General features: G+C 57.9%; 12 protein-coding genes. 4 read left to right on the top strand and 8 right to left on the bottom strand.

Annotated features, from left to right (window positions below):
• Window positions 1-35: 35 nt before the first annotated feature.
• The 4 genes from HMPREF3044_RS03300 to gndA all read right to left on the bottom strand — a co-directional run bounded on the left by HMPREF3044_RS03300 (window position 36) and on the right by gndA (window position 4,854).
• Entirely contained in the window at window positions 36-902 is an 867-nt protein-coding gene (locus HMPREF3044_RS03300) for a 3-methyladenine DNA glycosylase (RefSeq protein ID WP_070739303.1), read from the bottom strand.
• Window positions 895-1,938: a hemolysin family protein gene (locus HMPREF3044_RS03295; protein WP_005390158.1), complete on the bottom strand. Its 1,044-nt coding sequence runs from the start codon at window positions 1,936-1,938 to the stop codon at window positions 895-897. Before HMPREF3044_RS03295 ends, HMPREF3044_RS03300 begins: the two co-directional genes overlap by 8 nt.
• Complete coding sequence (locus HMPREF3044_RS03290; RefSeq protein ID WP_005393885.1) at window positions 1,935-3,320, bottom strand: hemolysin family protein; 1,386 nt, start codon at window positions 3,318-3,320, stop codon at window positions 1,935-1,937. The genes HMPREF3044_RS03295 and HMPREF3044_RS03290 overlap by 4 nt, the downstream gene beginning before the upstream one ends.
• An 82-nt stretch (window positions 3,321-3,402) precedes the next feature.
• Window positions 3,403-4,854, bottom strand: coding sequence for an NADP-dependent phosphogluconate dehydrogenase (gene gndA, locus HMPREF3044_RS03285; RefSeq protein ID WP_070739300.1), 1,452 nt, complete (start codon window positions 4,852-4,854; stop codon window positions 3,403-3,405).
• A 109-nt stretch (window positions 4,855-4,963) separates the two neighbouring features.
• On the opposite strand from gndA, the gene HMPREF3044_RS03280 reads away from it, so the two are divergent.
• Window positions 4,964-5,416 (top strand): PaaI family thioesterase, encoded by a 453-nt coding sequence (locus HMPREF3044_RS03280; protein WP_070739297.1) that lies wholly within the window; start codon window positions 4,964-4,966, stop codon window positions 5,414-5,416.
• A gap of 209 nt (window positions 5,417-5,625) precedes the next feature.
• Here the strand turns inward: HMPREF3044_RS03280 and HMPREF3044_RS03275 are convergent, their stop codons facing one another.
• Window positions 5,626-6,963 (bottom strand): SLC5/6 family protein, encoded by a 1,338-nt coding sequence (locus HMPREF3044_RS03275; protein ID WP_005393887.1) that lies wholly within the window; start codon window positions 6,961-6,963, stop codon window positions 5,626-5,628.
• A gap of 157 nt (window positions 6,964-7,120) precedes the next feature.
• On the opposite strand from HMPREF3044_RS03275, the gene HMPREF3044_RS03270 reads away from it, so the two are divergent.
• Window positions 7,121-7,756, top strand: coding sequence for a class I SAM-dependent DNA methyltransferase (locus HMPREF3044_RS03270; protein ID WP_070739294.1), 636 nt, complete (start codon window positions 7,121-7,123; stop codon window positions 7,754-7,756).
• A gap of 35 nt (window positions 7,757-7,791) precedes the next feature.
• On the opposite strand, the gene pflA is transcribed toward HMPREF3044_RS03270, so the two are convergent.
• From pflA to pflB, 3 genes are all read right to left on the bottom strand, one after another.
• Window positions 7,792-8,661, bottom strand: coding sequence for a pyruvate formate-lyase-activating protein (gene pflA, locus HMPREF3044_RS03265; protein WP_005393891.1), 870 nt, complete (start codon window positions 8,659-8,661; stop codon window positions 7,792-7,794).
• A 200-nt stretch (window positions 8,662-8,861) separates the two neighbouring features.
• The gene (grcA2, locus tag HMPREF3044_RS03260; RefSeq protein ID WP_005390145.1) at window positions 8,862-9,113 is read right to left on the bottom strand and encodes an autonomous glycyl radical cofactor GrcA2; all 252 of its coding nucleotides are present in this window, start codon (window positions 9,111-9,113) and stop codon (window positions 8,862-8,864) included.
• A gap of 93 nt (window positions 9,114-9,206) precedes the next feature.
• Complete coding sequence (gene pflB / locus HMPREF3044_RS03255; RefSeq protein WP_005390144.1) at window positions 9,207-11,312, bottom strand: formate C-acetyltransferase; 2,106 nt, start codon at window positions 11,310-11,312, stop codon at window positions 9,207-9,209.
• An 874-nt stretch (window positions 11,313-12,186) separates the two neighbouring features.
• Between pflB and HMPREF3044_RS13605 the strand changes: the two genes are divergently transcribed.
• Both HMPREF3044_RS13605 and HMPREF3044_RS03250 read left to right on the top strand, forming a co-directional pair.
• Window positions 12,187-12,234: a tetracycline resistance efflux system leader peptide gene (locus HMPREF3044_RS13605; RefSeq protein WP_141759632.1), complete on the top strand. Its 48-nt coding sequence runs from the start codon at window positions 12,187-12,189 to the stop codon at window positions 12,232-12,234.
• Window positions 12,234-13,442, top strand: coding sequence for a cyclopropane-fatty-acyl-phospholipid synthase (locus tag HMPREF3044_RS03250; RefSeq protein WP_070739291.1), 1,209 nt, complete (start codon window positions 12,234-12,236; stop codon window positions 13,440-13,442). Before HMPREF3044_RS13605 ends, HMPREF3044_RS03250 begins: the two co-directional genes overlap by 1 nt.
• Window positions 13,443-13,459: the final 17 nt, after the last annotated feature.

Genomic DNA, 13,459 nt, shown 5'->3' with positions numbered 1-13,459 from the left:
TTGTAAGCAATGCGCGGGGTGCTGGTTGTCTCCAGTTAGGGAGTGTCTACTCCGGCGGCTTCGAGTGCCGTCAACAGGCGCGAGCGGATGGCAGTGCCACGCCGGGCGAGTTCGCGTTGTCGATGCACGAACTGGGCTTTTCCCTCTGTCGTCTCCACCGCGACAGGATCGAGCCCGAAGGCGCGGCAGTCATACGGTGATGCCTGCATATCGAGAATGCGCGCATCGCAGGCGAGGAGAAAGGCATCTACAGTGATGTCGCTGGTAATGAGTGGTTCCATCTTGAACGCCCACTTGTACAGGTCCATCGTCGCATGCAAACAGCCGGCTTGCTCCATCACGGGCTGCAGATCCCGCGTGAGTTGCGTTTGGTTGAGGGACCGGGCGGCATCGGTGAAGAAGCGGAACGCATCGTAGTGGGTGCAGCGGATATCGTGGCTGTCCACAACGTCGACAACGCCGTCGGAGCCGAGGCGCAGTGGAAGCGAGTGGCGGGGCGTTTCCTTGTAGCACATCGCCCATTCGTGCAGGCAGAAGCAGTCATAGTGGGCGGTGTGTGCGGTCGTCGCACGCAACAGATTGGCTACGTAACGCGCGGTTTTTCCACGCTTGGCTAGGAACGCATCGGTATCGCACCAGGTGATGTCGCCATCGCTGACGTAGTACTTCCAGTTCGCGTGCGGGCATGCGCGCGCGATGGCGATGCCTGCTCCCGGATGCCAGCGCCGGAACTTTCCGGGCGAGTTGCGGTAGTAGTCAAAAATGAAGTCCCACACGGGATGTTTCTCACCCCGCGCGTGCCGGTCGAGGTGGGCTTTGGTGAGCGTGTCGACGCTCTCCTCGTGGGCACGGGCGAGCGGCATCCATTCGCTTGCGCTTAGTACTTTCTGGGGCCTACTCATGCGTCCAGTCACGCACCGTTCCTACGTACTCCTCGATGAGGTCCTCCAGAGCGACCATTCCGAGAATTTTCCCATTCTCTGTGATGAGACCCATGTGGGCGCGGTCGCGGCGCAGGATCCGCAGGGCATCGTCCATGGGCGTGGCAGCATCCATGACCTTCAGCGAACGGATCTCCGAGCGTTCAATAATCTCGTCCTCTGCTCCGGGATCCTCGGACACCATCTTCTCTAGTACATCCTTGACATGGATGTAGCCGACAAAACCTGTGGTCGAGCGGACGGGGAAGCGGGAGAAACCCGTTTCAGCTACAGCGGCCTCGAGCTGCTTGACAGTCGGGTTCAGAGGAACGGAGATGACCTTGTCCAGGGGGATACACAATTCCTTCACCCTGCGTCGGGCAGCACCCAGCGCCTTCTTCAGTCGAACGTGCTCCTCGGCGTCGATAAGCCCCTCGGAACGAGACTCCGCGATCATCGCGGCGAGCGAGGAGGAATCAACAGTGGAATCAAGCTCGTCTTTTTGCTCGATCCCGAAGGCTTTGAGTGTCATCCGTGCGATCCAGTTCACAAAGTGGATGAACGGCCGAGTGATCTTTTCAAAAGCAATGAGTGGCGGGACGAGTATCAGCGCCGTCGATTCGGGGCCTGCGATCGCGAGGTTCTTCGGCACCATCTCGCCGAGCAGAATGTGGAGGAACGTGATGATGAAAAGGGAGATCGCAAAAGACAACGGGTGGAGGAGGTCTGCCGGAATGGCCATAGCCGCAAAGGGACGCTCCAGAAGGTGAGCGATCGCGGGTTCGCCGAGCTTGCCCAAAATAAGTGAGGCAATAGTCACGCCGAGCTGCGCGGCCGCGAGCATGAGGGAGAGATGCTCCATCGCGTCAAGGACGGTGCGTGCACGATGATTCCCCTGGCTGACGAGGGTTTCCAGACGATCCTTGCGAGAGGAGATGAGAGCAAACTCGCCGCCCACGAAGAAAGCGTTGAACAGCAGCAATACGATGATGAGGAGGGATGCCGTCCAGATACTCATTGCTGCATCGCCTCCGCTTCCTCGTTCGTGATGGGGGTCAACAGGGCTCGATCGATGCGCATTCCGTCCATCTGTGTGACGCGTGCGATCCACCGACCGGGGAGTCCGGACTCGAATTCGTCGAGGTAATCCCTATCTGTTTCGGGCAAAAGGACGGTTTCCCCGCCCTCGGGTATCGCCCCGAGCGTGGCCATGATGAGACCACCGAGTGATTCGTATGGGCCCTCGGGTGCGTAGTACCCGATCTTATCTGGCAGCTCATCCACGCGAGCGAGACCAGAAACGTCCCAACTGTGTGTGCCCGCTTTCCGGTATTCCTGCTCCTCGTAGGCATCGTCGTGTTCGTCGTACACCTCGCCGAGGATTTCTTCCACCACATCTTCCATCGTGACAAAACCGGCAGTACCGCCGTATTCGTCCGCGATGAGGACGACCTGCGATCCTGCAGAACGGACAGCCTTGAGCACGGCATCGCCGTCGAGGGATTCGGGGACGACGGGCACTGTGCGAGCAAGCTCGATGACCTGAGTTGTTGAGCGCTTATCGCGCGGCACGCCGAAGGCTGACTTCACGTGGACAACGCCGAGCGTCTCATCCAGATCACCGTTGACAACGGGGAAGCGAGAGTAGCCGGTGTCGATGGCGACGCGCAGGAGGTCGTTAACAGTGTCATCGGCTTGCAAAGAAACAATGGTAGACCGTGGTGTCATGAACTCATCAGCATCCGATTCGCCAAACTTGAGCGAACGATCGAGCATCTGGGCTTCGGACTGATCAAACTTGCCCTGATTAGCGGAGTTTCGCACCAAAGCGCCGAGCTCCTGCGGGGTGCGGGCCGACGCGAGCTCGTCGGCTGGTTCAACGCCGAGCTTTCGTACTAGCGCGTTTGCCGCCCAGTTGAGTGCTTTGATGAACCAAGAGAAAACCTTATTAAAGATCTGGACGGGCGGGACGACGAAGCGGGCAGTTGCCAGGGGTTTAGTAATGGCTAGGTTCTTGGGCACCAATTCGCCGTAGACCATGGAAAGGAGCGTGGCAACGATAAGCGCGAGAATGAGTGCCACGGAGGTCGCGAGCTCTTCACTAAGTCCCACGAGAGTGAGGAGAGGGGTGAAGTATGTAGAGAGAACCGGTTCTGCGAGGTAACCAGTAGCCAGTGTGGTGATGGTGATGCCCAGCTGGGCACCGGAAAGCTCAAAAGACAGATTGTTGTGCGCCTCTTTGATCGCCAGCGCTCGGCGGTCGCCAACCTGTTTAACGTGGCTGTCGATCGTTGCCCTCTCGAGACCTGTGATTGCGAACTCAATGGCAACGAACAGGCCTGTAAGCCCCGTGAGGGCGACGAAGCCAACGAGGGATAAAATACTTAAAAATATGTCCATCAGTGATCACACATAGCATAACAGTGGAAACAACAGCACCCGCGCTTTGACAGACAAAACGCGGGTGCGAGACAAAAATTATTTAGTACTCAACTTCCGAGCGATCCTCAGACCACAGGGTGTGGAAGGTGCCTTCCTTGTCCACACGCTTGTAGGTGTGAGCACCAAAGAAGTCGCGCTGACCTTGGATGAGAGCGGCGGGCAGGCGGTTGGAACGCAGACCGTCGTAGTAGCTCAGTGACGATGCGAACACGGGCACCGGCACTCCGCGCTTTGTTGCCTCAACGACAACGCGGCGCCAAGAGTCCACCAGACCATCGAGCTCACCGTTGAAGTACGGGTCGAGCAGAAGAGACGGAAGCTCCGGGTTCTTCTCAAAGGCATCGGTAATGCGGTTGAGGAAGGTTGCGCGGATGATGCAGCCCCCGCGCCAGATCTTGGCAAGCTCACCGGGCTTAATCGTCCAGTTGTATTCCTTCGCCCCGGCAAGGATCTCGTCGAAGCCCTGAGCGTAGGCAACGAGCTTCGAGGCGTACAGAGCGCGACGAACGTCCTCGACAAATTGATCCTTGTCCACAGCTTCCTCAGACAGGGTGCCGGAGGGCAGTTTGTCCTGCGCAGCAGCGCGCTGGTCGAGGCTGGAGGACAGTGCACGGGCGAAGACGGCTTCACCAATACCAGTGACCGGGATGCCGAGGTCGAGAGCTTCCTTGGCCGTCCACCGACCGGTACCCTTCTGGCCGGCCGCATCCACAATGACGTCGACAAGCGGTTTGCCCGTCTCAGCATCCTTATGGGCGAGAACCTGAGCGGTGATCTCAACCAGGTAAGAGTTCAGGTCACCCTTGTTCCACTCGCCAAAGATCTCGGAGATCTCATCGGTATCCAGCCCGCCAACGCGACGCAGGAGATCGTAAGCCTCGCCGATGACCTGCATGTCAGCGTATTCGATGCCGTTGTGTACCATCTTCACAAAGTGTCCTGCACCATCGGAGCCGACGTGCGTGCAGCACGGCTCGCCGTCGACGTGAGCAGAGATGGATTCCAGAAGCGGTCCGAGAGATTCGTACGCCTTCTCCGTGCCGCCGGGCATAATCGACGGGCCGTGAAGTGCGCCTTCCTCGCCACCAGACACGCCGGTGCCAACGTAGTGCAGGCCACGGGCGCGGATTGCCTTCTCGCGGCGGATGGTGTCGGTGAACAGAGAGTTACCGCCATCGATGATGATGTCGCCTTCCTCCATCGCATCGGCGAGCTGCTCAATGACGGCATCGGTGGCGGCACCGGCCTGAACCATGATCATGGCACGGCGTGGCTTTTCGAGGCTAGCCACGAAATCCTCGATGGTTTCGGACGGGAGGAAATCTCCCTCGGAGCCGTGGTTTTCCATGAGCGCCTGTGTCTTGGCGAAGGTGCGGTTGTAGACGGCGACGGTGTAGCCCTTGGAAGCGAAGTTGCGGGCGAGGTTGGAACCCATGATGGCGAGTCCAACGACGCCGATTTGGGCCTTCTTGTCAGGAGTTGCTTCTGTCATACTTAGTATCGTACCTAGTCCGCCGGTGGGAGAGCAGTCTCGGCAACAAAGTTGCCAACTTTTTCCTTCACACGAGCCGGAACCCCGCAATCGCGGTAGCCTTAAGGCCATGAAGCTGCAAGAGTTATGTGCCCGTGCCCATTCCCGCCCTCTCGATGAGCAGGAAATAGCGGAATTTAACGCTGCCACCGGCGGGTTGGACAGCACGCTCGGGGCGCGATACACGGCTATTTCCCGCGGAACGGTAACAATGGAGTTGGAGATCACAGACCGCGTCACCCAGCCTTTCGGTATCGTTCACGGTGGTGTGTACTCAGCACTGGCGGAATCGGCGGCATCTGTTGGTGGGCTCGTGGCCACTGCGGGAGCCCGGGGAGTTGCGGGCATCTCCAATTCCACCGATTTCGTCTCGTCCGCAGCGCACGGCACGATCACCGTGACGGCGCAGGCCGTGCACTGCGGAAAAACGCTGCACCTGTGGAACGTGACCTGTACCAGCGGCGAGCGGATCCTGGCCAAGAGCGCCGTCCGCCTCATCGTGCACAGTGCGCGAATGGACTAAAAACGAACTTTCCAGCTTGTACGTCCTCTGTTGGAAAATAGTACGAGCGCAGAAGTATGTTGGGTGCGTTGTTGTCTATGTCTGTAGGCTGAGTCCGATGGGTGAATCGTCGCTTGTAGCTGTTGCCCGCACACTCATTTTCTGCACAAGAAATCCCCTGCCCGTTGCGGGCAGGGGAAGGTCGTTTCGCGGTACGCCGGTTCTTTTACTTAGGAGAACAGGTGGACGAGACCGAGGAAGATGCCACTAATAGCGATCAGGCCGGTCACGATAACGAAGATATTCGATGCGTTCTTGCGGTATGGCTTGAACACATCGACGGTGTAGATCGCGATCATCGGCATGAGGTACAAGATGGACGCGATAACAGGGCCGGAGAGCGATTCGATGATGGACAGAATCGAGGGGTTCATGATCGCCGCGATCCAGGTTGTGACGAACATAAACACGGCGACACCGGTATTGATTGCCTTCATCCCTACCTTTTCCACAAAAGCGGGTGCAGAGGCACGAACGAGTCCGGCAGCGCCCTCAGCGGCACCGAGGTAGTGGCCGAAGAAGCTGGAGACGATGGCGGCAAAGGCTACCAACGGTCCGAGGTAGGAGATCAGGGGGTTGCCGTGCACGTTGGCCAGGTAGGACAGAACCGGGAGGTTCTGTTCCTTGGCCTCAGCCATGCCGTCGGGGCCGAGTGCAAGGACGCAGGACCAGACGAAGAACATCGTGAACACGACGAGGAGGATCATCGTCCAGAACAGGACGCGTGATGCGTGCTGAGTGGAGCGCGAGCCGTGTGCGCGCTGCATGGCAACGGAGAACTGGGAGATTGCCGGGGAGTGGTTGAATGCGAACACCATGACCGGAATGATGATGAACACCGAGTAGATGATGGAACTCGGGGAGTTATCGCCAATTTCCATGAGACCACGGAAGTCCCAGGAGGGGATGAGGTAGATGGATACGCCGAACAAGCAAGCGATGAGCGGGTACACCATCCAGCCGGTGACGATAAGCATGAGGCGCTCGCCCCACAGCAGCACGGCCATCATGGCGGCGATGAGGATCGCGGAGAGGATCGCGCGGGGTACTTCGGGCCAACCCATCTGGTTGACGAAGAAGGAGTTCACGGTGTTGGTGATGGAGACACCGTAGATGAGCACGATGGGGTAAATCGCGAGGAAGTAGAGGATCGTGATGATCCAGCCGGGAATCTTGCCAAAGTACTGAGCTGCGACGACCGTGATGTCATCGGCGTACCCCGGGGAGAGGCAGACGAACCGCGACAGCGCACGGTGAGAAAAGTACGTCATTCCCGGAATGAGAAGTGTGACGATGAGTAGCGGCCAGAAGCCGCCGATACCAGCGTTGAGTGGGAGGAACAAAATTCCGGCGCCGACGGCGGTACCGAACAAGCTGAATACCCAGCTGCGGTCGTAAGCTTTGAGGTCGGAGGGAATTTCGTCGCGTTGCCGTGCGGAGTCGTCTGCAGCCGCAGTGGGTGTGCGGTCGACGGCATCATTGGCTTGTGTATTTTTTGATGAAGCCACGTTGGTCCTTTTCTGTAGATTATTGGACTAACTGTGTTGACCAGATCACATTCTGCTCAACATTTTACGTACACCACCCTAGGGGGTTGTAACAGTGGGAAACAAACTGAATTACGTATGTCGGGTACCCCCGATTGGTTAGACTACAGTTGTTTTTATGCCGACATGGAAACAGATTACGGATAACAACCCGCAGCATTCAGTCGCCTATGCCCAGCGCTGGGACCGTATCGAAGCGGAGGGAAAAGACATCTACGGGGAGGCTCGGCTTGTCGACGCTCTCGTGGATCGGAAGTCTCGAATCCTAGACGTAGGCTGTGGTCAAGGTCGGATCGGTGGATACCTCGTTGGTTGTGGGCACGCGGTGACGGGGGTGGACATCGATCCCTATCTCATCGACGTTGCCCGCTCTCGTCATCCGGAAGCCACCTGGGACGTCGCCGACCTCGTTGCCGATGAGCTCCCGGCCGGCCCCTTTGACGCTGTCATTAGCACGGGAAATGTCTTTACCTTCTTGGCTCCGGGCTCCCAGGGTGCGGTGTTAGAAAAGCTAGCGGGTCTTCTCAAGCAATCTGGTCGCCTGGTACTCGGGTTTGGATTGGATCGAGGTTACAGCTTCGATCAGTTCGAAGCTGATTGGGAGGCGGCGGGTCTGCGCAGCTCCTTGCTGCTGGAAAGCTGGGATCTCCGTCCGTTCACGCGAGGACGTTCCTCCTTTGTGGTCGCCATCCTCGAGCACGCTGAGAAGCAAGCGAAGCCGTCGCTAGACCTCGGCCTGTTGAAGAAGTTTTAAAAAAATGGACTGGGCACCTACCCAGTCCATATTTTTTAGAAAGTAGTGAGGCCGTAGGAACGGAATACGGCCCGTGCTGCCTCCACCGCCTTTGCTGACGGCGGCTTCACGCCCTCGAGCTTGTACTCCATATCGAGGTTCTTCCACTTATCGGCACCCATGTTGTGGAAGGGGAGAACCTCCACACGCTCGACGGATGACTTCCAGCGGGAAACGATTTGAGCGACGCGCTCAATGTTTTCCGGAGCGTCCGTCCAACCAGGCACCAGGACGAAGCGAATCCAGATCTTCTTGCCAAGTTTGGTGAGACGCTCACCAAAGTCCAACGTTGGCTGAAGGTCGCGGCTCGTTACCCTCTTGTATGTGTCCGGAAAGCCAGACTTCACATCGAGGAGGAAGAGATCGATGTTGGCGATGTCATTATCGGTGAGCCTGGCGCCGAGGAAACCAGACGTGTCGATCGCCGTGTGGATGCCCGCCGCGTGAACTGCCTCCAGAATCCGTCGCGTAAACGCGATCTGGAAAAGCGGCTCACCACCGGAGATCGTCAGGCCGCCACCAGAGGCGTTAAACACGGGGCGATACCGTTTAATCTTCTTGATGATCGCCTCGACATCCTCCAGCGTGCCCTCCTTCATATCCATTGTGTCGGGATTGTGACAGTACACGCAACGCAGCGGGCACCCGGAGAGGAAAAGCGTCATGCGGGTACCGGGTCCGTCGACGGCCGTCACAAGTTCCCACGAATGAACGAGCCCCACGGACCCCGTTCTCCTCGCCGCGAAAAGTTCGGAGCGCTCGGCTTCTGCAAGATCGGAATGTCCGCCGATGCCGCCGGCCATGCCACGTATGCGTTCACCGTCGGAGGGAGCGATAGTAACCGTTGAGTTTAATCCATCTGCCATAGTGTTCCTCCTCGTGATTAGTCGTTGTTCATCTCATTTCGACCGCATCCATGATGAGCACCTGTAGGAGGCGGTTATCGCACAACGTCCACTGTTAATTAGATATTACCAAATGTAAAGCCGTGGTGAGATAGGATCCACGGGCATATGAAAGCGCCCGCCACGGGAGTACGCAGCGGGCGAGTTGGGAAAACTATCCCTTAAGCGTTGTGGTGGAACGTACGGGAGAGGACGTCCAGCTGCTGCTCGCGGGTCAGCTTGACAAAGTTAACGGCGTAACCGGAAACGCGAACGGTGAGGTTCGGGTACTTCTCCGGGTGCTCCATTGCGTCTTCGAGCGTGGACTGATCCAGCACGTTGATGTTGGCGTGGTAGAGGCCAGACTCGGAGTTGTTCTTCTCGCGGTTAGCCTTCATGGATTCCATGCGGGACTCGAAAGTCTGAGCAGACATATTGTTATCTCTCTTTCTGTATTTACGGGGCCCCGGGCCGGTTCCTCCACAGGGGAGGGGCCCAGGAAGATTGTTTGAAGCCTACGGTGTCGATTAGGCGGGGCAGTTATCGCCGTCGATGATGAAGCCGGCGTCCAGGATGCCAACGAGGTTGTTGACCTGCTCATCCTTGTTGCGACCAAGGCCCGACGGGGTGATGGTGTTGGTCAGCGAAATGCCGTCCAGCGCATCGTTGTAGTCCAGCTTGCCCACGGAAAGCATGGATGCAACCATGCCGTGGCTGTCTGCGCCGTTTTCGGGGTTCGCACCCGGTGCGAACGGGGTGCCTGCCTTGTGGCCGGACGGGAAGGCACCGGTGGCCTTGCCGTACACCACGTTGGAGGTGATGGTCAGCACGGACTGCGTCGGGATAGCGTCCCGGTACATCGGGATTTCCTTGATCTTCGACATGATGGTGTGAACCACCGTAGCCGCAATATCATCGGCGCGGTCATCGTCGTTGCCGTAGCAGGGGAAGTCACCCTCGGTCTTGTAATCGACGATGAGGCCCGTCTCGTCGCGCACCGGGTAAACCTTGGCGTACTTGATGGCGGAGAGCGAGTCAGCAACGATGGACAGTCCGGCGATGCCACAGCCCATGGTGCGGACAATCTCGGCATCGTGGAGTGCCATCTCGACGGCCTCGTAGGCGTAACGGTCGTGGCAGTAGTGGATGATGTTCAGAGCCTCGACGTAGGTGCCGACAACCCAGTCCAGCATCTCCTCGTACTTCTCCCATACCTCGTCGAAGTCGAGCGGGCCATCGCCCTGAACGCCCTCGCGCTCGTCGGTGATCTGCTTGCCGCTGACCTCGTCGCGACCGCCGTTCATGGCGTAGAGGAGAGCCTTAGCGGAGTTCACGCGGGCACCGAAGAACTGCATCTGCTTACCCACGCGCATCGGGGACACACAGCACGCGATTGCCGCATCGTCGCCCCACTGCTTACGAATCTGCTTGTCGGACTCGTACTGGATAGAGGAGGTCTCGATCGAAATAGCGGCGCAGAATTCCTTGTAACCAGCCGGAAGTTCCGGATCCCAGAAAATGGTGATGTTCGGCTCCGGGGCGGGACCAAGGTTACGCAGTGTCTGCAGCAGGCGGAAGGAAGTCTTGGTGACCAGCGGGCGCCCGTCGTTGGAAAAGCCAGCATCGGACCAGGTTGCCCAGTAAGGATCGCCAGAGAAGATCTGATCGTAATCCTCGGTGCGGAGGAAGCGAACGATGCGCAGCTTGATGACGAGTGCGTCGATGATCTCCTGGGCATCGTCCTCAGTAATGGTGCCAGCAGCGAGGTCGCGCTCGAAGTAGCAGTCGAAGAATGCGGAGAGGCGACCGAAGGACATAGCGGCGCCGTCCTGGCTCTTGACGGAAGCAAGGTAGCCGAAGTACGTCCACTGAACAGCTTCCTGGGCGGTCTTAGCCGGGCCGGAAATGTCGAACCCGTACATTTCAGCCATGTGCTTCAGCTTCTTCAGCGCCTTGATCTGCTCGGAGTGCTCCTCGCGGTAGCGAGCCCAGTGTTCGGAGAAGTTGTCGCCTGCAACCTTGTCCTTTTCCGCAGTCTTCTCCTCGATGAGACGGTCAACACCGTAGAGTGCAACTCGACGGTAGTCGCCGATGATGCGGCCACGGCCGTAGGCATCCGGCAAGCCGGTGATGATGTGGGAAGAACGAGCGGCGCGGATGCGCGGGGTGTAGATGTCGAACACCGCGTCGTTGTGGGTCTTGCGGTAGCGGGTGAAGATCTCCTCAACATCCGGGTTAACTTCCTTGCCGGCCTCCTTGATGGCCTGCTTCACCATGCGCCAGCCACCGTTCGGCATCATGGCACGCTTCAGCGGGACATCGGTCTGCAGACCGACGATGACGTTGTCGTCGTCAGAAATGTAGCCAGCAGGGAAGGCATCGATGTCAGCAGGGGTTTCGGTATCAACATCGTAGATGCGCTTCTTACGCTCGACGGAGAGGTAGTTCTCCTCAAGGTGATCCCAGACACGCTTGGTCTTGTCGGTCGGGCCGGAGAGGAACGAAGCATCACCCTCGTACGGAGTGTAGTTCTTCTGGATGAAGTCGCGGACGTCGATTTCATCCTGCCAGTTGCCGGGCTCAAAGCCCTTCCATTCTGCAGCGACCTTCTGGTTGTCTACTTGTGCAGTCACAGTTCCCGCCTTTCGGGTTAGGTCCGTTAAAACTTAGCTTGCGAGCCGGAAGCCGCTGCTTCAATCCAGGTACATACGTACGTGCCGTGGAGATCGCCCTGTCCGGGCGTTCGCGACTATCGGCCTTTCGTTGAGTCACTGTACACACAAAAAGATCATCCTATTTGCACGTCGCCCGCGAAGGTTTCGCCACCAAACTTTCGTCACCGCCGTGACCTGCCCGGTTGCGGGCGACGGGCCCGAGAAAGGGAAGAGAGATGTGAGAAATCTACCTGTGTAATGTGACCTACAACATACTATAAGTGGGGTGCCGGCAAACATTTTTGACCGCACTAAAAGCTTTTCTAACCCCGGCCGTTTATAAAGTGCGAGGTTAATCGAACTGACATCAGACAACCGACGGTAATGTAACACACTTTATTGTAGAAACGGTACGAAACTACTACCCCCGAATGGTGCACGTTATTGACGTTCGGTGATTGTGCGAGCGATTCACTGGATAGGACATCGGACAACCTCAAGGCGCGTTCTCAAGCGAATTCGCCCATTGGTACAGCTCATCTAAGGTATGTTGGCGCAGTTTCTACGGGTGAGGAACGTAGTGTGAATGGTAATGGTGGCGGGATATGTCGGCGTTGTGCTGCATGTTCTCCACGTCCTATCGCGGGTCTCTTTGGCCCTCTATATAGGGTGTGAAAAAACTAGGATGGATGTACGTGACGGATCGGGGGACGCTGGTGCGTCGGCAAGGCACAGTTGTGCCTCCACGGTCCGCAGGGGTCTGATGTTTGGAAGGGAACATGTGTGCCGACAAAAACCACACTCGTGTTTCTGCTTTCGGGTGGACCGCTGGCCCCACCTCTTCGCGGCATAGGTGTGTCGGAAGACCAACCGCGTTCAACTTTGGGAAAATGGAAAGTGATGAGCACTCCAGAGCACCTTTCGCATGTAGATCCCGATCTTTGGCCGGCCGTCGCTACTGTTCCGACGGGTGGGCTTTTCGGGCGTACCCGCGTGCGGAAAGCAGAAGCGCACTTCGCGGACATATGCCGCGAGGCTGGTATCAGTCTAGGAACCGGTGCAGATATAACCGTCTCGTCGGATGCATTGTTCTATCGTCTTGCTGAGTCCGGGTGGCTCGGGATCGGTGAATCGTACATGGCAGGAGAGTGGACTGCCGGTGATCTGCCGACGGTTCTTCGCCGTCTCATGAGTGTTGCCTATGTGCCGAAGAAAAAAGTTCGGGTCGTTCCCTCGAACGAGGAGGCTATGGGGATCCCAACGGACCTTCGCCGCCTCGCGTCCGGGAGTTTGGTCAGCCTGCAACCTGGCATCTTTAACGCGGGCATCCCGACTGTAACCACACCCAATCCAGCTCTGACCACACGAACCTATTCGGCGCCGGGACGGGTCCTGCCGCGAGACCTCGACGAAGCCCAACAGCGGGCGCTTGCCGTTTTGTGTGCAGACGTAGATATCCGCAGTGGCGATTTCGTCAGCGAACTTGGATATAACGGTGCAGCGTTGAGTGCGGTTGCATCTTCCATGGGGGCTAGGGCAGAGTACCTGAGTGCTGACCCCCTCAACGTGGAAAAAGTGCGAGCTGCTCGCATCCCCGGCGTATCCGTCGGGCGCATACCCTTTCCAGTCCCAACTGAACGCACGCGGCCCCGTCGATTCACGGTAGTGACTACGGGAGACTACGCCAATGTGCTATCTGAATCTGCGTTCTCGGCGTTTGTGCGGTGGGGAAGCGAAAACCTGTCTCCGGTCGGCTCAGTCGCTGTTTCCGCCCTCGTGCGCACTGGCGATCACGCGATTATTGACCACGTACTTCAGGTGACACGGCGCTACCTCGCACCAACCTTTAGACTTCCAGATGCGGCAAAGATGAGCAGAATCGTTAGCCGTGCAAGTGGCTTGCCGAAGCTGTCGACCACGGTCTTTGATACGCACGTCGCACCAAGCTTCGGTATCTTCTTTACTAACTTTGACAACGCCGAATCTGAGGCCGCAGCGTTGGGATTTGACTCCTGTTATCGCAACTTGTTCCGCTTCACACTTGCAAGCGTCGAGGCGTTAGGGGAGAGCGGGATGATCGGTGCCCGACATATAATTGCGAGCCACTAGGATGTAGCGCTGGCAAA

Source organism: Corynebacterium sp. HMSC073D01, from assembly GCF_001815555.1.
Classification (GTDB): domain Bacteria; phylum Actinomycetota; class Actinomycetes; order Mycobacteriales; family Mycobacteriaceae; genus Corynebacterium; species Corynebacterium glucuronolyticum.
The sequence above is the reverse complement of the archived record's forward strand: the minus strand, read 5'-3'. Positions and strand labels throughout refer to the sequence as shown.

Excerpts from the sequence above, each read along its gene's own strand:
- grcA2 (WP_005390145.1), bottom strand. The coding sequence starts at position 9,113 with ATGTCTGCTCAGACTTTCGAGTCCCGCATGGAATCCATGAAGGCTAAC.
- HMPREF3044_RS03250 (WP_070739291.1), top strand. The coding sequence starts at position 12,234 with ATGAGCACTCCAGAGCACCTTTCGCATGTAGATCCCGATCTTTGGCCG.
- pflA (WP_005393891.1), bottom strand. The coding sequence starts at position 8,661 with ATGGCAGATGGATTAAACTCAACGGTTACTATCGCTCCCTCCGACGGT.
- HMPREF3044_RS03290 (WP_005393885.1), bottom strand. The coding sequence starts at position 3,320 with ATGGACATATTTTTAAGTATTTTATCCCTCGTTGGCTTCGTCGCCCTC.
- HMPREF3044_RS03280 (WP_070739297.1), top strand. The coding sequence starts at position 4,964 with ATGAAGCTGCAAGAGTTATGTGCCCGTGCCCATTCCCGCCCTCTCGAT.
- gndA (WP_070739300.1), bottom strand. The coding sequence starts at position 4,854 with ATGACAGAAGCAACTCCTGACAAGAAGGCCCAAATCGGCGTCGTTGGA.
- HMPREF3044_RS03270 (WP_070739294.1), top strand. The coding sequence starts at position 7,121 with ATGCCGACATGGAAACAGATTACGGATAACAACCCGCAGCATTCAGTC.
- HMPREF3044_RS03295 (WP_005390158.1), bottom strand. The coding sequence starts at position 1,938 with ATGAGTATCTGGACGGCATCCCTCCTCATCATCGTATTGCTGCTGTTC.
- HMPREF3044_RS03300 (WP_070739303.1), bottom strand. The coding sequence starts at position 902 with ATGAGTAGGCCCCAGAAAGTACTAAGCGCAAGCGAATGGATGCCGCTC.